The organism is Streptomyces sp. NPDC091271, from assembly GCF_044757505.1.
Classification (GTDB): Bacteria; Actinomycetota; Actinomycetes; order Streptomycetales; family Streptomycetaceae; genus Streptomyces.
Window position 1 is genome coordinate 415045 of the sequence record NZ_JBIVVD010000005.1, and the last position, 26399, is coordinate 441443.

Genomic DNA, 26399 nt, shown 5'->3' on the forward strand with positions numbered 1-26399 from the left:
CTCCCTTCCGCTGTACGCAGATGTGCGCAGCCCCTGCCGCCCGGGACGGGCGGACCGACGACCGGGAGCTGCACGGCAGCGCAGACAGTAACCGGACGGCTGCACCGCGGCCAAAGGCCACGCCGCGGGCGGGAAGGGGACGGAAAAGCCCCGCCCCGCCGGTGACCTGTGGTCTCCGGTGGGGCGGGGCTCCGTCGAGGGGTACCGCGATTCGCCCGTTCGGGCGTCAGACGCGCACGCCGAACTGGAAGGTGCCCATGTAGTCCATCGACTCGTAGCGGACCACGGCGCCGGGCTTCGGGGCGTGCAGGATCTGGTTGTTGCCCGCGTACAGGCCCACGTGCGAGGTGTTGTTGAAGAAGACCAGGTCGCCCGGCTTCAGGGCGCTGCGGCCGATCCGGACACCGTCGTTGATCTGGGTGTACGTGGTGCGGGTGATCTGGACGCCGGCCTGGGCGTACGCCCACTGGGTCAGACCCGAGCAGTCGTAGGCGTTGGGGCCGGTGGCACCGGAGACGTACGCCTTGCCCTGCTGCGTGGAGGCGGCCTGGAGGGCGGCGGCGCCACGGGCGGAGGCGGGGACCTCGTTGCCGAGGTCGACCCGGTCACCGGCGGCGCGGCTGGCGCGCTGCTCGTCCTCGGCCATCTTGGCGCGCTCGGCGGCCGTGAGGGTGTTCAGCAGCTTCTGCGCGTCGGCGAGCTTGCCCTGGTACTTCTTCTTGTTCTCGTTCAGCGACTTGCGGACGTCGGCGAGGTCCGCGAGCTTGCCCTCGGCCTCCTTGCGCTGCTGCGCCAGGGTGCGCTGCTTCGCCTGGATCTTCTGCAGCGACTCGGCCTGCTTGGCCGTCAGCTGGTCGAGCGCGGAGGCCTGGTCGAGGAAGCTGTCCGGGTCCGAGGAGAGCAGCAGCTGGACCGACGGGTCGAGACCACCGGAGCGGTACTGCGCGGTGGCGAGCGAACCGAGCTCTCCGCGCAGGGTGTTGAGCTCGTCCTGGCCGCGGGCGACCTTGTCCTGGAGCGCCTCGGCCTGCTTCTTGAGCTTGTCCTGCTGCTCCTTGGCGCCGTTGGCCTTCTCGGTGGCGACCTCGGCCTCGTGGTAGAGCTTGTCGACCTTCGCCTTGACCTCGCTCTTGGTCGGCTTGGGGTCGGCGTGCGCGGCCTGGGAGGTCAGGGCCACGGCTGCGGCGGCGGTCGCGGTGAGCACGGTCACGCGGGTGCGGCTCGGCTGCTTGGGACGACGGTGGGACGCCACGAAGGCGAGCTCCTTCTTCCTCGAGCCGCCTACCGGGCTGTGGGGGAAAAAATCCCCGGCTCCGTGCACGTCACGGACTCGGCGGTTCCTTCGCCGTCACCCCGGGTGGGCAATCAACCGTGCGAAGGTTCGAGGCCTGACCCTAGTGACCATCTTGTGATCAGTTCAAATCCTCACGAGCAAAATCTCGTCACACCAGGCACTTCTTTACTTTCATCACACTGCGTGTAGCGGCGACTTGACGGTACGTTCCAAAAATTCCGACAAGTCACTCATGCCTCACATGACGCGTCAGACGCGCGAAAGGCGCTTCAGGAGCAAGGCGGACGCGACCGGTCGCGCACCGGCCTTCGCCACCCCGTCGGCGACTTCACGGTCTGTGGAGACCACGACGACCGGCCTGCCCGCCGGTTCGGCACGCGCCAGTTGCCGGATCAGCTCGTCCGCGGTCACGCCCGCCTTGCTGAAGAGGACGCGGACCCCGCGCGGTGGTGCGAGCAGGACGGGGGCGGCCAGTTCGGCGCCGTCGAAGACGCATGTCATCTCGGCCCCGGTCTGTGCCGCGAGGACCGAGAGGCCGCCGAGGAGGCGCAACCGCTGCTTCTCCAGGGGCATCTGCGGATAGCCGGTCTTGGTGACGTTGTAGCCGTCGACGATCAGATGCGCCTGCGGCAGGGCGAGCAGCTGGTCGAGGAGCGCCGGGTCGGTCTCCGAAAGGGCCCTGGCGGCAATGTCCTTCGGTGACATCCGCCCGGGCTCCACAGCTTCGACACTGTCGGCGGGGCGGAGCGAGGAAGGGGGCAGGGCCAGTTCGCGGCGGAGCCCCTGTGCCGCGTCGAGCACGGTGTCCAGGAGCAGCCGCAGCCGCATGTCCTCGACCGAGCGCCCCTCCCTGGCCGCCCGGCGGCCCGCCTCGACGGAGGCCTCGGCCTCGGCCAGCCGCGCCTTGAGCCGGCGGGACTCGCTCTCGGCCGCGGAGACCTGGGCCGCGGCCTCGGCCCGCACGGCGTCGGTCTCGACGCCGGCCTTGCGCAGAGCGGCCTCTCCGCGCTTCACCTCGCTGAGCGCGCTGCGCAGTTTGCGGTGCAGGGAGTCGGCCTCCTTGCGGGAGGCGTCCAGCTCCGAGCGAAGCCGTTCGGTGTCGGCCCTGGTCTGGCCGCGGGCGCGGTCGAGCTCCTCACGCAGCCGCTGCAGCTCGCGCCTGGCCTCCTCGTCCGCACGCTCGGCGTGGGCCCGCTGGACCTCCTCGCCGGCCGCGGCCACCAGCTTGACCCAGCCGGCCGGCCGCAGCACATAGGCGGCGGCCGCCACATCGACGGGGTCGGCGGCGGCGGGCGGGGCACCGGACCCGAGGGCATCGGCCAGCTCCGGCTGGGTCTGGCCGATCCGCTCACCGATGCGCCGGCGGAACACCGGGTCGCTCTCCAGGGCCGCGGCCATCGCGTTACCCGCGAACTTGGCCCGCCTGCTCGGGGTGAAACGGGCGTACTGCCGGAGCTGGGCGGGGAGTTCGCCGACGGTCAGACCGCCGAACGCGTCCGAGACCAGCGCCACCACCTTGCGGCGCACGCCCTCGGGCAGCGGACGGTCGAGCGACTCCGCGGTGCCGTCGGCCGCGTCGGCCGGTCCGGCGCCGCCTGTCGGCTGCTCCACCATCCATCACCCCAATATGTCTGTCCGCACGGCCCCGTCAGGAGTCGGCACCAGGCCTGTCGACCAGCTCGATCTGGTCCACGGCGTTGCACCAACGACAGCGCACCGACTCGATGGTCTCACTGACCACCTCGCGCTCCTCGACACTCGACTCCCCGGCCAGGTCGAGATGCACGTACTCCACGACCTTGGAGGAGCGCGTCACATCGAAACGGGTCAGGTTGCCGCAGAGCGTGCAGCGCCAGCGGGTCCCGTCCGTCGGCTGGGGAACCGTCGTCATCGTTGCGTCCTCTTTCGTCGTTCGTCGAGTCTCGTGCGTGCCCAGGCTTCGATCTCGCGGTGCGCCGTCGAACTGCGGATGTCCTGCTGTAACCCTACGGCCTTGCGCATACCTATCGGCACGGCGAGGCGGTCTGTCCCGTTCTCACCTGGTGCGTCATGCTCTGTACGTGACCTATCGGCGGGAAGTCCACTGGCGGAGGCGGGCCGGAGAGCTCCGGGCCGCTGCCGCGGCGGGCGGCGCCCCGGTCACGTACGGGCTGATCGCGCTCTGCTGCGCGGTCTTCCTGATCAGCCCGCTCTCCGGGTTCAACCCCGCCTACGGAAGTGCCGACGCGCTGCTGGCCGCCCAGGCCGGGTATTTCGAGCGGTGGGGCGTGATCCCCGCCGAGCTCACGGAGGGCTCGGTCCACGCGGCCCTGACCCCGCTGACCGCGCTCTTCGTCCACGGCAGCTGGCTGCACCTGCTGGGCAACATGCTCTTCCTCTACGTGTTCGGCGCCATGGCCGAGGAGCGCATGGGCCGCACCGAGTTCACCTTCTTCTATCTCGCCTGCGGCTACTTCGCACTGGTGGCCTACGCCGTGGTGCACGCGGACTCCGACCAGACACTGGTCGGCGCGTCGGGGGCGATCTCCGCGGTGCTCGGAGCGTTCCTCTATCTCTTCCCCCGGGCCCGTGTCACCAGCCTCTTCCCGTTCCTCTTCTTCCTGCCGCTGCGTTTCCCCGCCTGGATCGTGCTCGTGTTCTGGTTCGTCCTTCAGTGGCTGGCGGCGCAGAGCGCGGGCAGCGGCCCGGGCGTGGCGTACCTCGCGCACGTGGCGGGTTTCGCGGCCGGCTTCCTCTACGCCTGGGTGCGGTTCCGGGGTACTAGAGTGAAGTCTCCAGCCACGGCCACTGAGGGAGAAAGCCAGCCGTGATCACCGCGATCGTGCTCATCAAAACCAGCGTGGACCGGATTCCCGAGATCGCCGAGGCCATCGCCGCGCTGGACAGTGTCAGCGAAGTCTTCTCGGTCACCGGTACGTACGACCTGATCGCCATGGTCCGGGTCGCCCGGCACGACGATCTGGCCGATGTCATCCCGGGCCGGATCAGCAAGATCCAGGGCGTCGAGGGCACCGACACCCATGTGGCCTTCCGCACCTACTCGCAGCACGACCTCGAGGCGGCCTTCGCCATCGGGCTCGACGCCTGAGACCGCGTACGGCTCCGGCCGGGGACGGGGCGACAAGCCTCCCGTCCCCGGCCGGAGCCGTGTCCGGACCCGCTCAGACCTGCGCGGCACCCCGGTCGGGCACGCAGCGGCCCTCCTCGGTGCGGTAGCTCCAGCGGGCGCCCTTGCTCACGAGCTCGCGGACGGCGCCCAGGAACCTCTCGATGTGCTCGTCCGGCGTGCCGGCTCCGAAGCTCACCCGGATGGCGTTGAGGGACCTCTCCCCCGGCGCGGCCTCCGGCGCGCCGCACTCACCCGGCTCCTGCGGCTCGCTGCCCAGCAGGGTCCGCACCAGCGGGTGAGCGCAGAACAGTCCGTCGCGCACCCCGATGCCGTACTCGGCGGAGAGCGCCGCGGCGAAGTGCGAACTGTTCCACCCCTCGACCACGAAGGAGATGACGCCGACCCTCGGGGCGTCGTCGCCGAAGAGCGAGAGCACCTTCACCTCGGGGACGTCGGCGAGCCCCTCACGGACCCGTGTCACCAGCTGCTGCTCCCGGGCGACCAGTCGGTCGAATCCGGCCTCGGTCAGGGCCTTGCAGGCCGCGGCGATGGAGTAGACGCCGATGACGTTGGGCGATCCCGCCTCGTGCCGGGCCGGGGTGGTGTGCCACTCGACGTCCACGCCGCCGTCGGTGCGCCGGGCGACCTTGCGGGAGGCACCGCCACCCGCGAGGTACGGCTCCGCGTCCACCAGCCAGTCGGCGCGGCCGGCGAGGACGCCCGAGCCGAAGGGCGCGTACAGCTTGTGCCCGGAGAAGGCGACCCAGTCGACGTCCAGCTCGGTGATGTCCACCGGGTGGTGGGGCGCCAGCTGCGCCGCGTCGAGCACGATCCGCGCCCCGTGTGCGTGGGCGGCGGCGGCCAGTTCCTTCACCGGCCACAGCTCACCGGTGACGTTGGACGCGCCGGTCACGCAGACCAGTGCGGGGCCGTGGGGCTCCCGGGCCGCCAGCGCCCGCTCCAGCGTGGCGACTGCCTGGTCCGGGGTGCGCGGGGCGTCGAGGTAGGTCACCCGGGCGTCGCGCCAGGGCAGCAGCGAGGCGTGGTGCTCGGTCTCGAACACGAACACCTGGCAGTCGGCGGGCAGCGCGGCGGCGAGCAGGTTGAGGGAGTCGGTCGTCGAGCGGGTGAAGACCACCTGGTCCTCCGCGCGGCAGCCCAGGAACTCCGCGACGGTCTCGCGGCTGTTCTCGAACAGGTCGGTGGAGAGCTGCGAGAGGTAGCCGGCGCCGCGGTGCACGCTGCCGTAGTACGGGGCGTAGGCCGCCACGTCGTCCCAGACCCGCTTGAGCGCCGGGGCGCTGGCCGCGTAGTCGAGGGCGGCGTAGGTGACGTCTCCGCCGGTAACGAGCGGAACGGTGACATCGGCACCCAGAACCGGCAGCGGGGCACAAATGGACTGGTCGACGGCAGCGGTGGAGACAGACATGGCGAACTCCCGTAAAAGGCAGGCGAGATCCACACGCGGGCAGTCCGACAGGACGCAGCGGCGCGGGGAAGGAAAGAAAAGGGTGTGCGGAGAAGGGCTGGAGCCCTATCGCATTCGCTTGCTCACAGAAGACTCCCTGGGACCAGGACCCCAAGGGGTGGCATCCAACGATGCCGAGGGGCCCGCGCTTGCCACAGACCTCGCTGCCTGCGGCCTGGTCTTCACCCGGGGCACCCCGCCACGGACGGAGGGTTGCCGGACAGCGGGCCGGGGCCGTAGTCGCTGTCACTCATGACCTGCGCAGCATCTTGCCATACCCACGGTGACGCGCAAGGGCGCAGTCCGCGATCCGGACTGCGCCCTTGCTCACACCGTGCGCACTCAGGCGTTGCTGGCCGCCACCCAGCGCTCCAGCGCGCTCCTGGCCGCACCCGAGTCGATCGACCGCGCGGCCCGCGCGATCCCGGCCGAGAGCTGCTCGTCCAGCGAGCCCTCGCCCGGGTCCAGCGCGACCAGTGCGGCAGCCGAGTTGAGCAGCACCGCGTCGCGTACGGGGCCGGTCTCCCCGTCGAGCAGCCGGCGGGCCACATCCGCGTTGTACGAGGAGTCCGCGCCGCGCAGCGCCTCGACGGGGACCAGGTCCAGGCCGACGTCGCGCGGGTCGAATGCCTGCTCGCGCACGGTGCCGTCGCGGACGATCCAGACCCGCGAGGTCGCCGTGGTGGTCAGCTCGTCGAGGCCGTCGTCGCCCCGGAAGACGAGCGCCGAATTCCCCCGGTCCGCCAGCACGCCCGCGACGATGGGCGCCATCTTCGGGTCGGCGACCCCGATGGCCTGGGAACGCACCCGGGCCGGGTTGGTGAGCGGGCCCAGGATGTTGAAGGTGGTCTGTGTGCCCAACTCCTTGCGCGCCCTGGCCGCGTACCGCAGGGCGGGGTGGAACTTCACGGCGAAGCAGAAGGTGATGCCCGCCTCCTCGGCCACTGCGACGACGCGCTGCGGCGTCAGTTCGAGGTTGACGCCGAGCTTCTCCAGCACGTCGGACGCCCCGCTCGCCGAGGAGGACGCCCGGTTGCCGTGCTTGACGACCTTCGCGCCGGTCCCCGCGACGACGATCGCCGACATGGTGGAGATGTTGACCGTCTTGGCCATGTCGCCGCCGGTGCCCACGATGTCGACCGTGCGGCCGGGCACCTCGATGGTGTGGGCGTGCTCGTACATGGCGCGGACGAGTCCGGTGACCTCGTCCACGGTCTCGCCCTTGGCCCGCAGCGCGACGGCGAAGCCGGCGATCTGCACGTCCGTGGCCTCGCCGCTCATGATGCGGTCCATGGCCCACGCGGTGTCGTCCGCGCCCAGGTGCTCACCGCGCAGCAGGGGGGTCAGCACGCCGGGCCAGGTACGGGCCGCCACGCTGTCGCCGCCGTCCGGGGTCACAACGTTCATGGTCCGCTCCTGGGGGTCCACAGCCGATACAAGGGATACATCCCACCCTATCCAGGCCCGGGGGCAGCGAAGAGCCCCGTCCATCGGATGGACGGGGCTCCTGCTGTGGCGGTCAGCTGAGGTGATCAGTGGTGGCCGTGGCCGCTGGTGATCTCCTTGTACTCCTCGGCGGTGGGCTTGGCGATCTGGTTGTCCTCGCCGTAGTAGCTCCTGCTGAGCCTGGCCCGGAGCTTCTGCAGCGCCGACGGCTTGCGCTCGACACCGTTCTCGTCGACCGTCGGGCCGATCTCGACCGGCTTGTACTGCTCGTGCGCGGTGAGCGTGTGCAGCTGGCCGGGGCTGAGCGGCTCGTGGATCTCGACGAATTCACCGTGCGGCAGGCGCTTGATGGTGCCGGACTCGCGCCCGTGCAGCACCTTCTCCTTGTCGCGGCGCTGGAGGCCGAGGCAGATCCGCCGGGTGACGACGAACGCCAGGACCGGGCCGACGAAGAAGGCGATCCGTACGAACCAGCTGATCGCGTTGAGCGACAGGTGGAAGTGGGTCGCCCAGATGTCGTTGCCGCCGCCGATCAGCATGACGAAGTAGATCGTCACCCAGGCGACGCCGAGGCCCGTGCGGGTCGGGGCGTTGCGCGGACGGTCCAGGATGTGGTGCTCGCGCTTGTCCCCGGTGATCCAGGACTCGATGAACGGATACATCGCGAGTGCCCCGAGGACCACACCGAAGAGGACCAGCGGGATCAGCACGCCGAGGACCAGCGTGTGGCCCCAGAGGTTGATCTCCCAGCCCGGCATGACACGGACGAAGCCTTCGGCGAAGCCCATGTACCAGTCCGGCTGGGCACCCGTGGACACCTGGTCGGGACGGTAGGGGCCGAGCGCCCAGATCGGGTTGATCGAGGCGATCGCCGCGATGATCGCGATGAAGCCGAAGACCAGGAAGAAGAATCCGCCCGCCTTGGCCATGTACACCGGCAGCAGCGGCATGCCGACGACGTTCTTGTTGGTCTTTCCCGGACCAGCGAACTGCGTGTGCTTGTGGAAGAACACCAGGATGAGGTGGCCGACCACGAGCCCGAGCATGATGCCGGGCAGCAGCAGGATGTGGATCGAGTAGAACCTCGCGATGATGTCGGTCCCGGGGAACTCCCCGCCGAACAGGAACATCGAGATGTACGTGCCCACGATCGGCATCGACAGGATCGCGCCCTGCGTGAAGCGCACACCCGTACCGGAGAGCAGGTCGTCCGGGAGCGAGTAGCCGGTGAACCCGGTGAACATGCCGAGGACGAACAGCAGGAAGCCGAACAGCCAGTTGATCTCACGCGGCTTGCGGTACGCGCCGGTGAAGAACACCCGGAACATGTGCACGAACATGCCGGCGAGGAAGATCACCGCTGCCCAGTGGTGGATCTGCCGGACGAGCAGACCACCGCGGACGTCGAAGCTGATGTCCAGCGTCGAGGCGTAGGCCTCGGACATCCGGATGCCCTGCATCGGCTCGTAGGAGCCGTGGTAGACGACCTCGTTCATGCTCGGGTGGAAGAACAGCGTCAGATACACACCCGTGAGGATGATGATGATGAAGCTGTAGAGGCAGATCTCACCGAGCATGAAGGACCAGTGGTCCGGGAAGATCTTGCGCATGTTGGCCTTGGCCAGGCCGTAGATGCCGAGCCGGCCGTCCGCCCAGTCGGCCACCCGCTCACCGGCGGGCGCCTTGCGCTGTGTGTCTGTCGCAGTACTCATCCGCGCTCCCAGAAGGCAGGACCGACGGGCTCTTCGAAGTCACCGAGCGCCTCGAGGTTGCCCTCGCTGTTCACGCCGATCCGCAGCTGCGGAAGGGCGTGACCGGCCGGACCGAAGATGACGCGGGCGCCGTCGGAGAGGTCGAAGGTGGACTGGTGGCACGGGCAGAGCACGTGATGCGTCTGCTGCTCGTACAGGCTGATCGGGCAGCCGACGTGGGTGCAGATCTTGGAGAAGGCCACGATTCCCTCGTGGGCCCACTCGCGCTCGCGCTTGTCCTTGATGTTGTCCGGCTCGATGCGGATGATCATCAGGGCGGCCTTGGCGATCTGCGACTGGAAGTCGTGCGCGTCCTCCTCCAGGCCCTCGGGCATGGCGAAGGTCAGCGAACCGACGACGACGTCCTCGGGACGCAGCGGCTCCATCGTGTTCATGTTGACGAGCTGCTTGCCCTTGGCCCACAGGGTCTTGCGGAGCTTCTTCTCCGGCAGCGGACCGAGGTCGCGCAGCAGCACCACACCGGAGAGCGGCACCAGGGCCAGCGCACCGAACATGGTGTTGCGGATCAGCTTCCGCCGCCCGATCGCGGACTCCTTGGCACCGGCCGCGAAGTCGGCCATGACCTTGGCCTTGACCTCGGGCTCCGCCTCGATGGCGTGCCGGTCGTCGGCGACCTCCACGTCGGACATCAGGGTGCGCGCCCAGTGGACGGCCCCCGCGCCGATGAGGAAGAGCGCCAGGCCCAGGGTCAGGCCCAGGGAGAAGTTGAGCGCGCTCACGTGGCCGAACGGCCAGATGTAGACGATCTGGTCGACCGGGAAGATGACGTAGGAGGCGATGAAGCCGACCGTCGCCAGCATGGACAGCGTGAACATGAAGGCGACGGCGCGCTCGGAGCGCTTCGCAGCCCGTTCGTCGATGTCCTGGATGCGCGGCTTGTGGGCCGGCAGCCCCGGGTCGGCGAACGGGTCGCCCGCACCCTCGACCGCGCCGTGCGCGGTGCCCTGCTCTACCGGCAGGTTCTCTTCTGGAATCTGTTGGCTACTCATGACTTCTTGGCCTTAGCGGTGTGGGCCGCGACCCATACGGCGATGGCGATCAGGCCGCCCAGGCCGAAGATCCAGCCGAAGAGACCTTCGCTGACGGGGCCGAGGCCACCGAGCGAGAGCCCACCGGGGTCCTCCGACTCATCACCGTTGACGGTCTTGATGTACGCGATGATGTCTTTCTTCTCCTGCTCCGGCATCGTGCTGTCCGGGAAGGAGGGCATGCTCTGCGGGCCGGTCTGCATGGCCTCGTAGATGTGCTTCGGGCTCACGCCTTCGAGGTCCGGGGCGTACTTGCCGTTCGTCAGCGCGCCGCCCTTGCCGGTGAAGTTGTGACACTGCGCGCAGTTGGTGCGGAACAGGTCACCACCCTTGGCCACGTCCGCGCCGGCAGGGTCGACCTGGCTTCCGGTCGGCGTGATCGGACCGGCGCCCAGGGACGCGACGTACGCCGCGAGCTGGTCGATCTCGGCCTGGGTGTAGATGACCTTCTTCTTCGGGACCTGGGCACCCGGCTGCTGAGCCGGCATGCGTCCGGTACCGACCTGGAAGTCGACGGCGGCGGAGCCGACGCCCACGAGGGACGGCCCGTCGGTGGTGCCCTGACCGCCGGATCCGTGGCAGCTGGCGCAGCCCACGGAGTAGAGCTTCTTGCCCTCGTCGATGGCGAGGGACTGGGCGGTTTCGTCGGCCTGCGCCTTACCCGCAGGCGCGAACGCGGCGTACAGCCCCCCGGTAGCCGCCAGCGCGAGGAGTAGTACGACGACCGCCGCCAGCGGATGGCGTCGTCGTGCGGAGAGCTTTTTCACGGATTACCCCGGTGTCAGGATCTTCTGCGTCGATGATGGGTGGGTGCGAGCCCGGTTACTTGATCATGTAGATCGTGGCGAACAGGCCGATCCAGACGACATCGACGAAGTGCCAGTAGTAGGACACGACGATGGCGGCTGTGGCCTGTTCATGGGTGAATCTCGAGGCCGCGTATGTCCTGCCCAGGACGAGCAGGAAGGCGATGAGACCGCCTGTCACATGCAGACCGTGGAAGCCGGTCGTCAGGTAGAACACCGAACCGTACGGGTCGGAGGACAGGGAGAGACCCGCCTCCTTGACCAGCTCGGTGTACTCGAGGACCTGGCCTCCGATGAAGATCGCACCCATCACGAACGTGATGATGAACCAGGTGCGGAGCTTCTTCACATCGCCCCGCTCCGCGGCGAATACGCCGAGCTGGCAGGTGAGAGAGGAAAGCACCAGGATCGTGGTGTTCGTCGCCGAGAACGGGAAGTTCAGATGGTGAGCCATCTCCTTCCAGTGATCGGGTCCCATCACCGATCGCAGGGTGAAGTACATCGCGAAGAGGGCCGCGAAGAACATCAGCTCGGAACTCAACCAGATGATGGTTCCGACGCTGGTGAGGTTCGGCCGATTGACCGACGGGTGCGCGTGCCCGGTTTCTACTGTCGTTGCTGTCGCCACGACCGACATTATGTCGGTCGCTTATCCCGCCCTCACTCCGGGGGGTGCCGTTCGGTGTGTCAGCGCTGTGTGTCCTCACCGAACGGCCCATCGAATCGCTGTCTTTACCGGTGCTGACAGGCAGTCCGCCGGAGTACGATCCGCCCATCGGTTCATGCCCGGAGAGCCCCGAAGACACAGACGTCACGGAGGAACAATGCAGCCGACCGCCACGGTCCTGGTCTACAGCGACGACGCCAACACCCGCGAGCAGGTGAGGCTGGCAGCCGGTCGGAGGCCTGCGGCGGACGTGCCACCGGTGGAGTTCCTGGAGTGCGCCACCCTGCCCGCCGTCCTGAGCGCACTGGACCGGGGCGGTGTCGACGTCTGCGTGCTGGACGGCGAGACGGCGCCGGCGGGCGGTATGGGCGTCTGCCGGCAGATCAAGGACGAGATCTTCGACTGCCCGCCCGTCCTGCTGCTGATCGGACGCCCGCAGGACGCCTGGCTGGCCACGTGGAGCCGTGCGGACGCCGCTGTGACGCATCCGGTGGATCCGGTCGACTTCGCGGACGCACTGGCCTCCCTGCTGCGCCACAGGCTGTCCGTGGAGGCCTGAGGCGGAGGGGCCCCGAACCCCTCCGCGGTGTCCTTCCGGGGCGCGGCGCACTCCCGGCCGGGTCAGACCTGGGGGCGCAGCCGCGCCGCCTCGACGTCGGTGCCCGAGTCCGGTGTGCCGCCCCCGTGCAGGGCGCTGCCCTTCCGCCAGGCGTCCCAGTCCAGGTTCCAGTCGCCGAAGCCGTTGTCGAACGGCGTCATCGTCTCGCCGTCGCTCCCGACGACCTTGACGATGTCGCCCTCACGCACGGTCTCGAAGAACCACTGGGCGTCGGCGGTGCTCATCCCCGTGCAGCCGTGGCTGACGTTGGCGCTGCCCTGCGAACCGGTCGACCAGGGCGCCGCGTGGACGTACTCACCGCTCCAGGTGACGCGTGTCGCCCAGTAGACGGGCAGGTCGTACGACTCCGAGGAGCCGGCGGCGATGCCGATGCTCTCCCCGCGCATGCGTACGAACTGCTCCTTGGCCAGCACCACCTTGACGCCGTTACGCGTGTCGAAGCCCGGCTTGCCCGTGGTGACCGGCAGGGTGTTGATCACCTCACCGTTGCGCAGCACGGTCATGGAGTGGTCGGAGGCGTCGGTGATCGCTTCTATGCGGTCGCCGGTGGTGAGCTTCAGGGGCTTCGCGACGCCCCCGTAGAGGGCGTTGCTGACCTTTATGCCCTTGAGGTTGCTGCGGACGTCGATGGTGGCGTCGGCGGGCCAGTACTCCTTGGGCCGGTAGTGCAGGGTCTTGGCGTCGACCCAGTACCAGGCGCCCGTGACGGCGGGGGTGGAGCGGACCTGCAGCCCGCGTTCCACGGTGGCCCTGGAGGCCTTGTCGGTGACCGGAGCGCTGAGTTCCGCTGTGAGGGGCTGTCCGACGCCGTAGGTGCCCGCCTGTGGGCCGAAGGCCACCTTCAGGAACTTCTTGGCCGAGGTCGTGCCGAAACCGTACGTACGGCTGCCAGGGGCGCCGTCGCCGTTCTCGGTGGAGACCTTGACGGTGTATCGGGTGCCGGCCGCGAGCGAGGTGGTGGAGTGCCACCGCTTCCCGTCGGCGTCGAGTTCGCCCGCCAGGTGGCGGCCCTCCCTGTCGACGGCCGTCACGTCCGTGATCTTCGCGTCGTCGTCCTTGACGGTGACTTCGAGGGGCTTGTCGGGGTCGGCCTTCTCGTTCTCGGAGGGGCCGTTGAAGGAGACCAGGTCGGCGGCGTCGTACGGCTTCAGCGACAGCGGATGACCATCGGGCTCGCCACAGGCGGTCGCACCCGCTACCAGGGTCACGACCAGCAGAGTGCAGCTCACTACGGTGCGGATGCGCGGCGTGTGGTTCATGAACCCACGCTAAGAAGATTCATCCGATCCAGCGCGTTCAGTGACTGCAAACGGGGGCCCGGCCCGCTCATTGCTGAGCGGGCCGGGCCCCCGTACGGGTGCGACGCGTCCTGTGAGGGCGTGTCCTACTGGGTGCGGTTCTCTCCCCGGTAGTACTCGAAGACCCAGCCGAAGAGGCCGATCAGGAGCAGCGGGGCCGAGAAGTAGGCCAGCCACCAGCCGAAGACGACGGCCATGAACAGGAACGCTCCGCCGATGGCCAGCGAGAGCGGCTGCCAGCTGTGCGGCGAGAAGAAGCCCACGTCACCGGCCTCGTCCGCGACGTCGGCCTCCTTGTTGTCCTGGGCCATCGCGTCGACCCTGTTGGCCGTGAAGGCCAGGTAGAAGCCGATCATGATGGTCAGCCCGAAGGCCAGGACCAGCGCGGTGGTACCGACCGGCTCCTTGGACCAGACGCCGTACGTGACGGCCATGGCCAGCATGAAGACGCTCAGCCAGATGAAGAGCTTGCCCTGGATCTTCACTTGCCGTCCTCCTTGCCACCGACGAGGACCTTGTCACCCTCGGACAGGTGATCGAGCTGCTCGAGTGCCGCGATCTCCGGGTGGTGCAGGTCGAACGCCGGGGATTCGGAACGGATCCTCGGCAGGCTGAGGAAGTTGTGCCTCGGGGGCGGGCAGGACGTCGCCCATTCGAGCGAACGGCCGTAGCCCCAGGGGTCGTCGACCTCGATCTTCTTGCCGTACTTGGCGGTCTTCCAGACGTTGTACATGAACGGAAGCATCGACAGTCCGAGCACGAACGAGGAGATCGTCGAGATCGTGTTCAGGGCGGTGAAGCCGTCGGCTGCGAGGTAGTCCGCGTAGCGACGCGGCATGCCCTCGGCACCGAGCCAGTGCTGCACCAGGAAGGTGCCGTGGAAGCCGATGAACAGCGTCCAGAAGGTCATCTTCCCGAGCCGCTCGTCCAGCATCTTGCCGGTGAACTTCGGCCACCAGAAGTGGAACCCGGCGAACATCGCGAAGACCACGGTGCCGAAGACGACGTAGTGGAAGTGCGCGACGACGAAGTACGAGTCGGAGACGTGGAAGTCCAGCGGCGGCGAGGCCAGGATCACGCCGGTCAGACCACCGAAGGCGAAGGTGATCAGGAAGCCGACGGACCAGAGCATCGGTGTCTCGAAGGACAACGACCCCTTCCACATCGTGCCGATCCAGTTGAAGAACTTCACACCGGTCGGCACCGCGATGAGGAATGTCATGAAGGAGAAGAACGGCAACAGCACGCCGCCCGTCACGTACATGTGGTGCGCCCACACCGTCACCGAGAGGCCGGCGATGGAGATCGTCGCCGCGATCAGACCGACGTAGCCGAACATCGGCTTGCGGCTGAATACCGGAATGATTTCGGAAATGATTCCGAAGAATGGTAGCGCGATGATGTACACCTCTGGATGGCCGAAGAACCAGAAGAGGTGTTGCCATAGCAATGCGCCACCATTGGCCGCGTCGAAGACATGTGCGCCGAATTTACGGTCGACCTCCAGCGCGAAGAGCGCGGCGGCGAGGACCGGGAAGGCCAGCAGGACCAGGACACCGGTCAGCAGGACGTTCCAGGTGAAGATCGGCATGCGGAACATCGTCATGCCGGGGGCGCGCATGCAGATGATCGTGGTGATGAAGTTGACCGAGCCGAGGATCGTGCCGAAGCCGGAGAAGGCCAGACCCATGATCCACATGTCGGCACCGACGCCCGGCGAGCGGACGGCGTCCGACAGCGGGGAGTAGGCGAACCAGCCGAAGTCGGCCGCACCCTGCGGGGTGAGGAAGCCGGCCACGGCGATCAGCGAGCCGAAGAGGTACAGCCAGTACGCGAACATGTTCAGCCGCGGGAACGCCACGTCGGGCGCGCCGATCTGCAGCGGCATGATCCAGTTCGCGAACCCTGCGAACAGCGGCGTCGCGAACATCAGCAGCATGATCGTGCCGTGCATCGTGAACGCCTGGTTGAACTGCTCGTTCGACATGATCTGCGTACCCGGACGGGCCAGCTCGGCGCGCATGAAGAGCGCCAGGAGGCCACCGATGCAGAAGAACGCGAACGATGTGACCAGGTACATCGTGCCGATCGTCTTGTGGTCAGTGGTGGTCAGCCACTTGATGACGACAGCCCCCGGCTGATTGCGCCGCACCGGCAGCTCGTCCTCGAAAGAGTCGTCTGCTGCCGCGGCACCCTGGGATTCGTTGAGGATGCTCACAGTTTGTTCGTCTCCGCATTCCTGGCCGGGTCCGTCTGCTCGATGCCTGACGGCACGTAGCCCGTCTGACCCTTCTCCGCCAGCTCCTTGAGGTGCTGCTGGTAACGCTCCGGAGAGACGATCTTGACGTTGAAGAGCATCCGGGAGTGATCGACGCCGCAGAGCTCGGCGCACTTACCCATGTAGGTGCCCTCCTTCTTCGGCGTGACCTCGAAGGAGTTGGTGTGGCCCGGAATGACGTCCTGCTTCATGAGGAACGGCACCACCCAGAAGGAGTGGATGACGTCACGCGAAGTCAGGATGAAACGGACCTTCTCGCCCTTCGGCAGCCACAGGGTCGGACCCGGGTTGCCGTTCTGCGGGTTACGCGTACCAGGGACACCCACGTCGTAGACGCCGTTGGCGTTCGCGGGGAAGTCCTTCTGGAACTTGTCGGGGATGGCGTCGAGCTCCTTGGAGATCTTGCCGCCGGTGGAGGGCTCGCCCTCCACGTTCTCGATGTAGTTGAAGCCCCAGCTCCACTGGTAGCCGACCACGTTGATCGTGTGGGCCGGCTTCGGGCTGAGCTCGAGGAGCTTCGATTCATCGCGCGCGGTGAAGTAGAAGAACACCGAGACGATGATGAGGGGGACCACTGTGTACAGCGCCTCGATAGGCATGTTGTACCTGGTCTGCTGAGGTACCTCCACCTTGGTCCTGCTTCGCCGGTGGAAGATGACGCTCCACAGGATCAGCCCCCAGACAAGGACGCCCGTGGCGAGCGCTGCCGCCCACGAGCCCTGCCAGAGGGAGAGGATCCGAGGGGCCTCTTCCGTTACCGGGGTGGGCAAACCGAGGCGGGGGAAATCCTCCCAGTTGTATGAACAACCGGAGGCCGTCGCCAGGACCAGGCCCGCAGTCAGCACCTGCGGCAGCTTCCGCCGCATCGGGCGCCGCGACGAGCGGTCGGAGCCGTTGGGACTCACGTAGCGCCTTCCCGAGAGTCTCGCCCGCACGGTCGGCGCGGCCGTCTCACTTGGTCGGTCGCCGGCCCTGACGCGGGCAGGGGTTTGGATGTTTATGCGGACCAAACCCTACTGGACGCTATTTGGGGTCGCGCGGGGAGGGTGCCCAACGCGCCGCACGACACCCCGAAGGGGTGGAATGCGAGCCTCCGGCCGCCATCTGACGCCCCCTCTCCCTGCCGCGAAGGTGGCCGGTCACCTGGTCACGCACCTGCGCGGGCTAGCGTGACGGTGTGCCCTACTTCGACGCGGCTTCCTCCGCCCCCCTGCACCCCGTCGCCCGCCAGGCGCTGCATGCCTCGCTGGACGAGGGCTGGGCCGATCCCGCCCGGCTCTACCGTGAGGGGCGGCGGGCCGCGATGCTGCTGGACGCGGCCAGGGAGACGGCGGCGGAGGCGGTCGGCTGCCGTCCGGACGAGCTCGTCTTCACCTCGTCCGGCACCCGGGCGGTGCACTCGGCGGTCGCCGGCGCGCTTTCCGGGCGTCGGCGTGTCGGCCGCCATCTGGTGCTCTCCGCCGTCGAGCACTCCTCGGTACTCCACTCGGCCACGGCCCTCGAAGCGGCGGGGGGATCCTTCACCGAGGTGCCGGTGGACCGGACCGGCGCGGTCGACCCGTCGGCGTACGGCCGGGCCCTTCGCCCGGACACCGCGCTGGCCTGCCTGCAGTCCGCCAACCACGAGGTGGGGACCGAACAGCCGGTGGCCGAGGCCGCCGAGCTCTGTGCCGAGGCGGGCGTGCCGCTGCTGGTGGACGCCGCGCAGTCGCTGGGCTGGGGGCCGGTGCCCGGCGGCTGGTCACTGCTGGCCGCGAGCGCCCACAAGTGGGGCGGGCCGGCCGGGGTCGGGCTGCTGGCCGTGCGCAAGGGGGTCAGGTTCGCGCCCCAGGGCCCGGCCGACGAACGGGAGTCGGGCCGGGCGGCCGGCTTCGAGAACATCCCGGCCGTCGTGGCGGCCGCGGCCTCGCTGCGGGCGGTGCGCGCGGAGGCCGAGGCCGAGGGAGCCCGGCTGCGCGCCCTCGTGGACCGGATCCGGGCCTCGGTGGCGGCCCTGGTGCCCGATGTGGAGGTGGTCGGCGATCCGGTGCGGCGGCTGCCGCATCTGGTCACCTTCTCCTGTCTCTATGTCGACGGAGAGACACTGCTCCACGAGCTCGACCGGGCCGGATTCTCCGTCTCGTCCGGATCGTCCTGCACGAGCAGCACCCTGACGCCCAGCCATGTCCTCAAGGCGATGGGGGTGCTCACGGAGGGGAACGTCCGGGTGTCGCTTCCGCCCGGCACGACGGAGGAAGAGGTCGGCGGCTTCCTCGACGTACTGCCCGGGGTGGTCGCCGAGGTGCGGGAGAGGCTCGGGGCTCCCGCCTCGGCGGCCCCCTCCCCGGCGCCACGGGCCTCGCTCGTGGTCGACGCGCTGGGCCGGCGCTGCCCGATTCCGGTGATCGAACTCGCAAAGGTGATCGGAGAGGTACCCGTGGGCGGCACGGTGACGGTGCTCTCGGACGACGAGGCAGCCCGCCTCGACATCCCGGCCTGGTGCGCGATGCGCGAACAGGAGTACGTGGGCGAGGAGCCGGCGGACCACGGCTCGGCCTATGTGGTCCGCCGGCTCCTGTGAGCCTCGTACCGCTGTCGCGCCTTCGGCCCTAGGAGAGGTGCTTGCGGACCTCGGAGGCCGCCTCGTCCCCGTAGGCCTTGGTGAAGCGGTCCATGAAGTTGGTGCGGCGCAGGGTGTACTCCTGGGTGCCGACCGTCTCGATGACCAGGGTCGCGAGCATGCAGCCGACCTGGGCGGCGCGCTCCAGGCCGACGCCCCAGGCGAGGCCGGAGAGGAAACCGGCCCGGAAGGCGTCGCCGACGCCGGTCGGGTCCGCCTTGCGCTCCTCCTCGGCGCAGCCGACCTCGATGGGGTCCTGGCCGGCCTGCTCGATGCGGACGCCGCGGGCGCCGAGGGTGGTGACGCGGTGGCCGACCTTGGACAGGATCTCCTCGTCGCTCCAGCCGGTCTTGGACTCGATGAGCCCCTTCTCGTACTCGTTGGAGAAGAGGTACGTCGCGCCGTCGAGGAGGATCCGGATCTCCTCGCCGTCCATCCGGGCGATCTGCTGCGAGAAGTCCGCGGCGAACGGGATGCCCCGCGAGCGGCACTCCTCCGTGTGGCGGAGCATCGCCTCGGGGTCGTCGGCGCCGATCGAGACGAGGTCGAGGCCGCCCACGCGGTCGGCGACGCTCTTCAGCTCGATCAGCCGGGCCTCGCTCATGGCGCCCGTGTAGAAGGAGCCGATCTGGTTGTGGTCGGCGTCCGTGGTGCAGACGAAGCGCGCGGTGTGCAGCACCTCGGAGACACGGACGGAATCGGTGTCGACGCCGTGCCGGTCGAGCCAGGCGCGGTAGTCGTCGAAGTCCGACCCCACGGCGCCGACGAGGATCGGCTGCGTGCCGAGCACGCCCATGCCGAAGGCGATGTTGGCGCCGACCCCGCCGCGTCGCACGTCGAGGTTGTCGACGAGGAAGGAGAGGGAGACCGTGTGCAGCTGATCCGCGACCAGCTGGTCGGCGAATCGGCCGGGGAAGGTCATGAGGTGGTCTGTGGCGATGGAGCCGGTGACTGCGATGCGCACGGAGGCTGCTCCTGCGGAAGGCGGAGGGAACGCGTGAGCGCCCTCCGGGACGGCGTGACAGTTCACGCTACCCGGTGGCGCCTCCGTGCCCGAAGGGTGAAAACTACCCGATAGTAGGTCTTTCTGCGTGGGCTCCCCCATGCGTACGGTGCGGATATGTCGAACACCATCGTTCCGCGTGAGTCCGTTCCGCGTGAGTCCGAGATGAGCCTGGCCGAGCTGCGCGGTGACTGCGCACGGATGGCGCCGCACTGGGTCGCGCCCACGAGGGCCGCCACGAAGCCGGTGGAGCCCTCCCGCATTCACGGGGTCACGGTGCCACCCTCCTCGGCCCGCCTGATCGACTCCATGTCCGACTACGGGGACTGACCGGAGGCTTCCCCGCGCACGGGGTGGAACCGCGCGCTCCCCTGGCTCGTCCCACCGGTGCCCCCGCCCCGGGGGCGGATGATGTGCCCGTGACGGCCAGGCAGCCGAAGGAGCGATCCGGTGAGCACCGAGCGACCCGAGAATGACGTGACCGGCCCCCGGCGGCGGCGGTCGCCGCTCGCCGTGGCCTCGGTGGCGGCAGCCGTGCTGCTGGCCGGGGGCGGAGGCGCGTACTGGGCGTCCAGCACCTCGGGCGAGGCCGGACCCGGTCTCCGCCCCGATCCCGGGACCGGTGCGGCCCCTCTGCTGTCGCTCGACGTCCCGGCGGACGGCGGCACGTCGGCACCTCCGGGCATCGCGCCGGGTGAGCCGGATCCCCATGGCGGCGGAACCGTCTACCGCGCCTCGGGCGAGCTGCCCGACGGCCCGGACAGGGCCGCCGTCCACCGCGCGACGGGCACGGTGACCTCGACCGAGGTGGCACGCCTCGCGAAGGCCCTCGGGGTGCGGGGAACGCCCCGTGCGGAAGGCACGGCGTGGAAGGTGGGCAGTGACGGGGACGGCTCCGGGCCCCTTCTGCGGGTGACCAAGCAGGCGCCGGGCACCTGGACCTTCGCACGGTACGGCTCGGGTGGTCCGGACGCGTGCGAGTCGCCCACGGTCTGCTCGAAGGACACGGCCCCGGGCGCCGGCGCCGGGTCGCCGGTGAGCGAGAAGGCCGCCAAGGCCGCGGCGGTACCGGTCCTGAAAGCGGTGGGGCAGGACGACGCCGCGCTCGACGCGGCCCAGCTGATGGGTTCCGTACGGGTGGTGAACGCCGACCCCGTGGTGGACGGACTGCCGACATACGGGTGGTCGACCGGGATCCAGGTGGGCGCCGGGGGCGAGATCGTCGGAGGCAGCGGCCATCTGAAGTCCCTGAAGAAGGGCGACACCTATCCGGTGACCGGCGCGGACGAGGCGCTGAAGCAGCTGAACGCGGAGAGCCGGCGGGCCGCGAAGTCCGACATCGGCGGCTGCGCGACCCCCGAGCCGCTGGAGGGTGATCCGGCCTCACCGAAGACCGACTGCGGTACCCGCGGCGGGACCCCGCCGGCCACCACGGCGACGGTCGAGAAGGCCGAGTTCGGGCTCGCGGCGCAGTACTCGGACGGCGAACCGGTCCTCGTGCCCTCGTGGCTCTTCTCCGTACGGCCCGAAGGGGGCGGCCCCGCGAGCACGGTGGTCCAGGTCGCGGTGGACCCGGACCGCCTGGCGCCGGAGAGCACCCCGCCGGCCCCGGAGCCCACGAAGGACCCGCAGGGCGAGGGGGCGCCTCTCATCGCGTACAGCGCCGACGGCCGGACGTTGGAGGTGACGTTCTGGGGCGGCGTGTGCAGCACCTACACGGCCCGCGCCACCGAGGACGCCACGACCGTGCGGGTCACGGTCTCCGAGTCGGAGCCGGACCCCGGGAAGGCCTGCATCATGATCGCCCAGGAGCTGACCCGGACGGTGACGCTGGACGCGCCGCTGGACGGCCGGAAGGTGGTCGACGCCGGGTCGGGCGAGACCGTACCGCGCGGCTGAGACCTCCGCACCGGCACACGACAGCGGCGGCACTCCCGGGTCCGGGAGCGCCGCCGCTGTCGTACGACTCAGGGTTCAGCTGAAGGAGTCACCGCAGGCGCAGGAGCCCGTGGCGTTCGGGTTGTCGATCGTGAAGCCCTGCTTCTCGATGGTGTCCACGAAGTCGACGGAGGCGCCGCCCAGGTACGGGGCGCTCATCCGGTCCGTGACGACCTTGACGCCGCCGAAGTCCTTCACGACGTCGCCGTCCAGCGAGCGCTCGTCGAAGAAGAGCTGGTAGCGAAGGCCCGAGCAGCCGCCGGGCTGTACGGCGACGCGCAGCGCGAGGTCGTCACGGCCTTCCTGCTCCAGCAGGGTCCTGACCTTGTCTGCGGCGGCGTCGGACAGGAGGATGCCGTCGCTCACGGTGGTGGTCTCGTCCGATACGGACATCTGCTTCTCTCCCGGGGTTGTACGGACTGCTTGCCGACGGTCCAACCATCGGGGCCGCGGATTCATTCCGGGCCAGGCGCGTGTCTGTTCCCTTCATGCTCGCACACCGGGTGCGCGGGGGGATGCGTCACATCGACGCTATGGGCATCGTCAAGCTGACACAAAGCGGTTATGATAGATAGCGTCAATTAGACGAAAAGGCTTTTCGCAGAAAAGAAAGGGTGCGTGTCGTGACCACCGCCCAGCCCCTGGATGTCCAGCCGACGCCCCTCGCCCTTCTGCTGCTCGGCCGCGAGGCCGACCCGCGGAGCGAGCGCGGGGTCGAATGCCCCGGCGACCTGCCCTCCCCGTCCGACCCGGACCTGGTGGAGAGGGCTCGCGCCGCCAAGGAGAAGCTCGGGGACAAGGTCTTCGTGCTCGGGCACCACTACCAGCGCGACGAGGTCATCCAGTTCGCGGACGTCACCGGCGACTCGTTCAAGCTCGCCCGCGACGCGGCGGCACGGCCCGAGGCGGAGTACATCGTCTTCTGCGGTGTGCACTTCATGGCCGAGTCCGCGGACATCCTGACGGGCGACGACCAGAAGGTCGTCCTTCCGGACCTGGCCGCCGGCTGCTCGATGGCCGACATGGCCACCGCGGAGCAGGTCGCCGAGTGCTGGGACGTGCTGACGGAGGCGGGAGTCGCCGACCAGGTCGTGCCGGTCTCGTACATGAACTCCTCCGCCGACATCAAGGCCTTCACCGGTAAGCACGGCGGCACCATCTGCACCTCGTCCAACGCGAAGCGGGCGCTGGAGTGGGCCTTCGACCAGGGCGACAAGGTGCTCTTCCTGCCGGACCAGCACCTGGGCCGGAACACGGCCGTGCGGGACATGGGGATGACCCTGGAGGACTGCGTCCTCTACAACCCGCACAAGCCGAACGGCGGCCTGACCGCCGAGCAGCTGCGTGACGCCAAGATGATCCTGTGGCGCGGGCACTGCTCGGTGCACGGGCGCTTCTCGGTGGAGTCCGTCGACGACGTACGGGAGCGGATCCCGGGCGTCAACGTGCTGGTGCACCCGGAGTGCAAGCACGAGGTCGTGGCGGCCGCGGACTACGTGGGCTCGACGGAGTACATCATCAAGGCCCTGGAGGCCGCCCCGGCCGGCTCCAAGTGGGCCATCGGCACGGAGCTGAACCTGGTGCGCCGGCTGGCGAACCGTTTCGCCGACGAGGACAAGGAGATCGTCTTCCTCGACAAGACGGTGTGCTTCTGCTCGACGATGAACCGGATCGACCTGCCGCACCTGGTGTGGACCCTGGAGTCCCTGGCCGAGGGGAACCTGGTCAACCGGATCCAGGTCGACGCGGAGACGGAGAAGTTCGCGAAGCTGGCGCTGGAGCGGATGCTGGCGCTGCCGTAGCCCCGGCGGCTCCCTCGGTGCAGAGGAAGGCCCCCGACGCCCTTGTACGGGCGTCGGGGGCCTCTCTGCTGTCACCGGAGGGTGTCAGGCCTTCGCCGGCTCCGGCTCCTCGGAGGTGGCTTCCTCCGGAGCGTCGGGCGCCGCCTCGCCGGACTTGGCCTCGCGCTTGGCCGCCTTCTTCTTCGCGCGGCGCTCCTTGCGGAGCTCGACCATCGCGTAGAGCGTCGGCACCAGGAGCAGGGTCAGCAGCGTGGAGGTGATCAGACCGCCGATCACCACGACCGCCAGCGGCTGGGAGATGAAGCCGCCCTCACCCGTGACGCCGAGCGCCATCGGGAGCAGGGCGAAGATCGTCGCCAGTGCCGTCATGAGGATCGGACGCAGACGGTGGCGACCGCCCTCGACGACCGCCTCGACGACGCCCATGCCCTGCGCCCTGTACTGGTTGATCAGGTCGATCAGCACGATCGCGTTGGTCACCACGATGCCGATCAGCATCAGCATGCCGATCATCGCCGGGACGCCCATCGGGGTGCCGGTGGCGACCAGGAGGCCGATGGCGCCCGTCGCCGCGAACGGGATGGAGACCAGCAGGATCAGCGGCTGGATGAGCGACCGGAAGGTGGCCACCAGCAGCATGAAGACGATCGCGATGGCCGCCAGCATGGCCAGGCCGAGCTTCATGAAGGCGTCGTTCTGGTCCTCGGAGACACCGCCGATGGTCGCGGTGGCGCCCTCCGGGAGGTCCAGGGCGTCGATCTTCGTCTGGAGCGAGGTGGTGACCGCACCTGTGTTGTCGCCGGTCGGCTTGGCTGTGATCGTCGCGGCGCGCTGGCCGTCGATCCGGGTCATCGTGACCGGGCCGGGCACCAGTTCCACGTCGGCGATGTCGCCGAGCTTCACAGGGCCGAGCGGCAGCGCCTTCAACTCGGCCATGGTGGTGGCCGGGTGCGAGGACTTGATGACGACGTCACGCTCGGTGTCGTCCATGATCGCCTTGCCGGACGGGGTACCGCGCACCGCGCCGGCGACCGCCGCGCCCAGCGAGGTCTGGTCGAATCCGGCGTCGGCCGCCTTGTCGTTGGCCTTGACCGAGATGCGCGGGACGCTCTGTGCCAGGTCGCTCTGGACATCCGTGACGTCCTTGAGCTCGGCTACCTCGCTGCGCACCGCTTCGGAGGCCTTCTTCAGGACGTCCGCGTCGGCGGCCTTCACCACGACGCTGAGGTCCTGGCTGCCGAAGCCGTCGCCGCCGGCGATGGTGGTGTCACCGATGCCGTCGAGCTTGCCCAGGGCCTCGTCGATGCGGTCCTGGGTGGCGTCGAAGTCCGCCGAGTCCTTGAGCGTGACCTGGTAGGAGGCCTGGTTGGCGCCCGTACCGCCGCCGAAGGCCGCCATGAAGCCCGAGGAGCCCACGGTGACCTGGTAGTCCTCGACGCCCTTGTCGGCGGCGAGAGCCTTCTCGACCTTCTGCGCGGCCTCGTCCGCCGCGGCCAGGCTGGTGCCGGGAGTCAGCTCCTGCTTGATGGAGAGGACTTCCTGCTCGCCCTGGTCGAAGAAGTTCGTCTTCAGCAGGGGGGCCATGCCGAAGGTGCCGAACAGGACCACGAAGGCGATGACGATGCTGGTGATGCGGCGCCGGGTCGCGAAGCGCAGCACCGGGACGTAGATCCGCTGGAGCCGGCTGGCGGCTTCCTTCTCCTCGGCCTTGCGGCGCGCCTCGTCCGGGTTCGCGGCGGTGCCCTTGGGGGCCCGCAGGAACCAGAACGAGAGGACCGGGACCACGGTCAGCGAGACCAGCAGGGAGGCCAGCAGGGCCGCCGTGACGGTGAGGGAGAACGACCCGAAGAGCTGGCCGACCATGCCGCCGACCAGACCGATGGGCAGGAAGACCGCGACGGTGGTGAGCGTGGACGAGGTGACCGCGCCGGCCACCTCCTTGACCGCGGTGATGATCGCGGACCGGCGCTCCTCCCCGTAGCCGAGGTGCCGCTTGATGTTCTCCAGGACCACGATCGAGTCGTCGACGACGCGGCCGATCGCGATGGTCAGCGCGCCGAGGGTCAGCATGTTCAGCGACAGGTCGCGGGTCCAGAGCACGATCAGCGCGAGGACCACGGAGAGCGGGATGGAGACCGCGGTGACCAGCGTCGAGCGGATCGAGGCGAGGAACACCAGGATCACGACGACCGCGAAGAGCAGACCGAGCGCGCCTTCGGTGGTCAGACCGGAGATCGCCTTGGAGACGGCGGGCCCCTGGTCGGATACGACGGTCAGCTCGGCGCCGGCGCCGAGGTCCTTGCGCAGGTCCGGGAGCTTGTCCTCGACGGCGTCCGAGATGGCGACGGCACTGCCGTCCTTGTCCATCGTCGCCATGACGGCGAGGCTCGGCCTGCCGTTCGTACGGGTGATGGAGACCGCGGTCGCGGGCTCCTGCTTCACCGTGGCGACGTCACCGACGCGGACCGGCTTTCCGGCCTTGCCCGCCGCCGGGTCCGCCGCGGAGACCTTCAGGTCCTCGATCTGCTGGAGCGAGGTGAAGGAGCCGCCCACCTGGATGGTGCGGCTCTTGCCCGACTCGGAGAAGGAGCCGGCCGGGACGGTGGCTCCGCCTGCCTGGAGCGCCTGGGCCAGCGAGCCGGCGTTCATGCCCGCCGCGGCGAGCTTCCTGTCGTCGGGGACGACGGAGACCTGGAGCTCCTGGACACCGTCGATCGCGACCTGGCCGACGCCCTCGATGTCCTCGAGCGCCGGGACGACCGTGCGTTCCAGCTTGTCGGCGAGCGCCTGCTGGTCCTCGTCGGAGGTGACGGCGAGGACGACGGTCGGGATGTCGTCCGTCGAACCCGCGATGACCTGCGGGTCCACGTCGTCGGGCAGCTGGATGCGGGCGCGGTTCACGGCCTGCTGGATGTCGGCGACGAGCTGCTTCGTGCCTTCGTCACCGAAGTCGAAGCTCGCCATGACGACGGCGTTGCCCTCGCTGGCGGTCGAGGTGATGCCCTCGACTCCGTCGACAGCCTTGATGGCGTCCTCGAGGGGTTCGACGACCTGCTTCTCGACCACGTCGGGGGACGCACCCTGGTAGGGCGCCAGCACCGACACCATCGGGAGTTCGATGGTGGGCAGCAGCTGCTGCTTGAGCTGCGGGATCGCTATCGCTCCGAAAACGAGCGCGACGATCGAGATCAGCCCGATCAGGGCCCGTTGCGCGAGGCTGAATCTGGACAGCCAGGACATGGGTGGGTCTCTCTTCTGTGGCGTACGCGGCA

General features: G+C 69.0%; 23 protein-coding genes and 1 riboswitch. Of the genes, 7 read left to right on the forward strand and 16 right to left on the reverse strand.

Annotation, left to right across the window (positions count from 1 at the left end):
• Window positions 1-226: 226 nt before the first annotated feature.
• The 3 genes from ACIQM3_RS23030 to ACIQM3_RS23040 form a co-directional block, all read right to left on the reverse strand.
• Entirely contained in the window at window positions 227-1252 is a 1026-nt protein-coding gene (locus ACIQM3_RS23030) for an NlpC/P60 family protein (protein WP_401627102.1), read from the reverse strand.
• A 291-nt stretch (window positions 1253-1543) separates the two neighbouring features.
• The gene (locus ACIQM3_RS23035) at window positions 1544-2905 is read right to left on the reverse strand and encodes an NYN domain-containing protein (RefSeq protein WP_401627103.1); all 1362 of its coding nucleotides are present in this window, start codon (window positions 2903-2905) and stop codon (window positions 1544-1546) included.
• 37 nt (window positions 2906-2942) lie between these two features.
• A complete protein-coding gene (locus ACIQM3_RS23040; RefSeq protein ID WP_014156692.1) occupies window positions 2943-3185 on the reverse strand; it encodes a hypothetical protein in 243 nt (80 codons plus the stop codon).
• Window positions 3186-3336: 151 nt separating this feature from the next.
• On the opposite strand from ACIQM3_RS23040, the gene ACIQM3_RS23045 reads away from it, so the two are divergent.
• Window positions 3337-4104, forward strand: coding sequence for a rhomboid family intramembrane serine protease (locus tag ACIQM3_RS23045; protein WP_401627105.1), 768 nt, complete (start codon window positions 3337-3339; stop codon window positions 4102-4104).
• Entirely contained in the window at window positions 4101-4382 is a 282-nt protein-coding gene (locus ACIQM3_RS23050) for an Lrp/AsnC family transcriptional regulator (protein ID WP_104784870.1), read from the forward strand. Before ACIQM3_RS23045 ends, ACIQM3_RS23050 begins: the two co-directional genes overlap by 4 nt.
• A gap of 73 nt (window positions 4383-4455) precedes the next feature.
• On the opposite strand, the gene ACIQM3_RS23055 is transcribed toward ACIQM3_RS23050, so the two are convergent.
• The 6 genes from ACIQM3_RS23055 to ACIQM3_RS23080 all read right to left on the reverse strand — a co-directional run bounded on the left by ACIQM3_RS23055 (window position 4456) and on the right by ACIQM3_RS23080 (window position 11560).
• Entirely contained in the window at window positions 4456-5832 is a 1377-nt protein-coding gene (locus ACIQM3_RS23055; protein ID WP_401627107.1) for an aminotransferase class V-fold PLP-dependent enzyme, read from the reverse strand.
• A gap of 179 nt (window positions 5833-6011) precedes the next feature.
• Window positions 6012-6129: riboswitch (SAM riboswitch) on the reverse strand.
• Window positions 6130-6213: 84 nt separating this feature from the next.
• The gene (trpD, locus tag ACIQM3_RS23060; protein ID WP_401627108.1) at window positions 6214-7278 is read right to left on the reverse strand and encodes an anthranilate phosphoribosyltransferase; all 1065 of its coding nucleotides are present in this window, start codon (window positions 7276-7278) and stop codon (window positions 6214-6216) included.
• 125 nt (window positions 7279-7403) lie between these two features.
• Window positions 7404-9029, reverse strand: coding sequence for a cytochrome bc complex cytochrome b subunit (locus ACIQM3_RS23065; RefSeq protein WP_401627110.1), 1626 nt, complete (start codon window positions 9027-9029; stop codon window positions 7404-7406).
• Window positions 9026-10078 carry a Rieske 2Fe-2S domain-containing protein gene (locus tag ACIQM3_RS23070; RefSeq protein WP_401627112.1) on the reverse strand — a complete coding sequence of 351 codons (1053 nt, stop codon included), beginning with the start codon at window positions 10076-10078 and terminating at the stop codon, window positions 9026-9028. The genes ACIQM3_RS23065 and ACIQM3_RS23070 overlap by 4 nt, the downstream gene beginning before the upstream one ends.
• Window positions 10075-10884 carry a c-type cytochrome gene (locus ACIQM3_RS23075; protein WP_401627113.1) on the reverse strand — a complete coding sequence of 270 codons (810 nt, stop codon included), beginning with the start codon at window positions 10882-10884 and terminating at the stop codon, window positions 10075-10077. The genes ACIQM3_RS23070 and ACIQM3_RS23075 overlap by 4 nt, the downstream gene beginning before the upstream one ends.
• A 55-nt stretch (window positions 10885-10939) precedes the next feature.
• Window positions 10940-11560 (reverse strand): heme-copper oxidase subunit III, encoded by a 621-nt coding sequence (locus tag ACIQM3_RS23080; RefSeq protein ID WP_014045480.1) that lies wholly within the window; start codon window positions 11558-11560, stop codon window positions 10940-10942.
• 187 nt (window positions 11561-11747) lie between these two features.
• Between ACIQM3_RS23080 and ACIQM3_RS23085 the strand changes: the two genes are divergently transcribed.
• Complete coding sequence (locus ACIQM3_RS23085; protein WP_356707331.1) at window positions 11748-12149, forward strand: hypothetical protein; 402 nt, start codon at window positions 11748-11750, stop codon at window positions 12147-12149.
• A 62-nt stretch (window positions 12150-12211) separates the two neighbouring features.
• Here the strand turns inward: ACIQM3_RS23085 and ACIQM3_RS23090 are convergent, their stop codons facing one another.
• The 4 genes from ACIQM3_RS23090 to coxB form a co-directional block, all read right to left on the reverse strand.
• Window positions 12212-13468: an Ig-like domain-containing protein gene (locus ACIQM3_RS23090; RefSeq protein ID WP_401627114.1), complete on the reverse strand. Its 1257-nt coding sequence runs from the start codon at window positions 13466-13468 to the stop codon at window positions 12212-12214.
• Between the two features lie 125 nt (window positions 13469-13593).
• The gene (locus ACIQM3_RS23095) at window positions 13594-13992 is read right to left on the reverse strand and encodes a cytochrome c oxidase subunit 4 (protein ID WP_351271627.1); all 399 of its coding nucleotides are present in this window, start codon (window positions 13990-13992) and stop codon (window positions 13594-13596) included.
• Entirely contained in the window at window positions 13989-15725 is a 1737-nt protein-coding gene (gene ctaD, locus ACIQM3_RS23100) for a cytochrome c oxidase subunit I (RefSeq protein ID WP_401627116.1), read from the reverse strand. Before ctaD ends, ACIQM3_RS23095 begins: the two co-directional genes overlap by 4 nt.
• Window positions 15722-16690 carry a cytochrome c oxidase subunit II gene (gene coxB / locus ACIQM3_RS23105; RefSeq protein ID WP_401627117.1) on the reverse strand — a complete coding sequence of 323 codons (969 nt, stop codon included), beginning with the start codon at window positions 16688-16690 and terminating at the stop codon, window positions 15722-15724. Before coxB ends, ctaD begins: the two co-directional genes overlap by 4 nt.
• A 272-nt stretch (window positions 16691-16962) precedes the next feature.
• Here coxB and ACIQM3_RS23110 point away from each other — a divergent pair, with 272 nt between their 5' ends.
• Window positions 16963-18345, forward strand: a complete 1383-nt coding sequence (locus ACIQM3_RS23110; RefSeq protein WP_401627118.1) for a cysteine desulfurase/sulfurtransferase TusA family protein — start codon at window positions 16963-16965, stop codon at window positions 18343-18345.
• Window positions 18346-18373: 28 nt separating this feature from the next.
• Here ACIQM3_RS23110 and ACIQM3_RS23115 read toward each other — a convergent pair whose 3' ends face one another.
• On the reverse strand, window positions 18374-19348 hold the full coding sequence (locus ACIQM3_RS23115) for a carbohydrate kinase family protein (RefSeq protein ID WP_401627120.1): 975 nt from the start codon (window positions 19346-19348) through the stop codon (window positions 18374-18376).
• 156 nt (window positions 19349-19504) lie between these two features.
• Between ACIQM3_RS23115 and ACIQM3_RS23120 the strand changes: the two genes are divergently transcribed.
• On the forward strand, window positions 19505-19717 hold the full coding sequence (locus ACIQM3_RS23120) for a hypothetical protein (RefSeq protein WP_401627122.1): 213 nt from the start codon (window positions 19505-19507) through the stop codon (window positions 19715-19717).
• Window positions 19718-19837: 120 nt separating this feature from the next.
• Window positions 19838-21286, forward strand: a complete 1449-nt coding sequence (locus ACIQM3_RS23125) for a hypothetical protein (protein ID WP_401627124.1) — start codon at window positions 19838-19840, stop codon at window positions 21284-21286.
• Between the two features lie 75 nt (window positions 21287-21361).
• Here ACIQM3_RS23125 and ACIQM3_RS23130 read toward each other — a convergent pair whose 3' ends face one another.
• On the reverse strand, window positions 21362-21718 hold the full coding sequence (locus ACIQM3_RS23130) for an iron-sulfur cluster assembly accessory protein (RefSeq protein ID WP_056784314.1): 357 nt from the start codon (window positions 21716-21718) through the stop codon (window positions 21362-21364).
• A gap of 221 nt (window positions 21719-21939) precedes the next feature.
• On the opposite strand from ACIQM3_RS23130, the gene nadA reads away from it, so the two are divergent.
• Window positions 21940-23127 carry a quinolinate synthase NadA gene (nadA, locus tag ACIQM3_RS23135; RefSeq protein WP_401627126.1) on the forward strand — a complete coding sequence of 396 codons (1188 nt, stop codon included), beginning with the start codon at window positions 21940-21942 and terminating at the stop codon, window positions 23125-23127.
• An 84-nt stretch (window positions 23128-23211) separates the two neighbouring features.
• Here the strand turns inward: nadA and ACIQM3_RS23140 are convergent, their stop codons facing one another.
• Window positions 23212-26367 carry an efflux RND transporter permease subunit gene (locus ACIQM3_RS23140; RefSeq protein WP_401627128.1) on the reverse strand — a complete coding sequence of 1052 codons (3156 nt, stop codon included), beginning with the start codon at window positions 26365-26367 and terminating at the stop codon, window positions 23212-23214.
• Window positions 26368-26399: the final 32 nt, after the last annotated feature.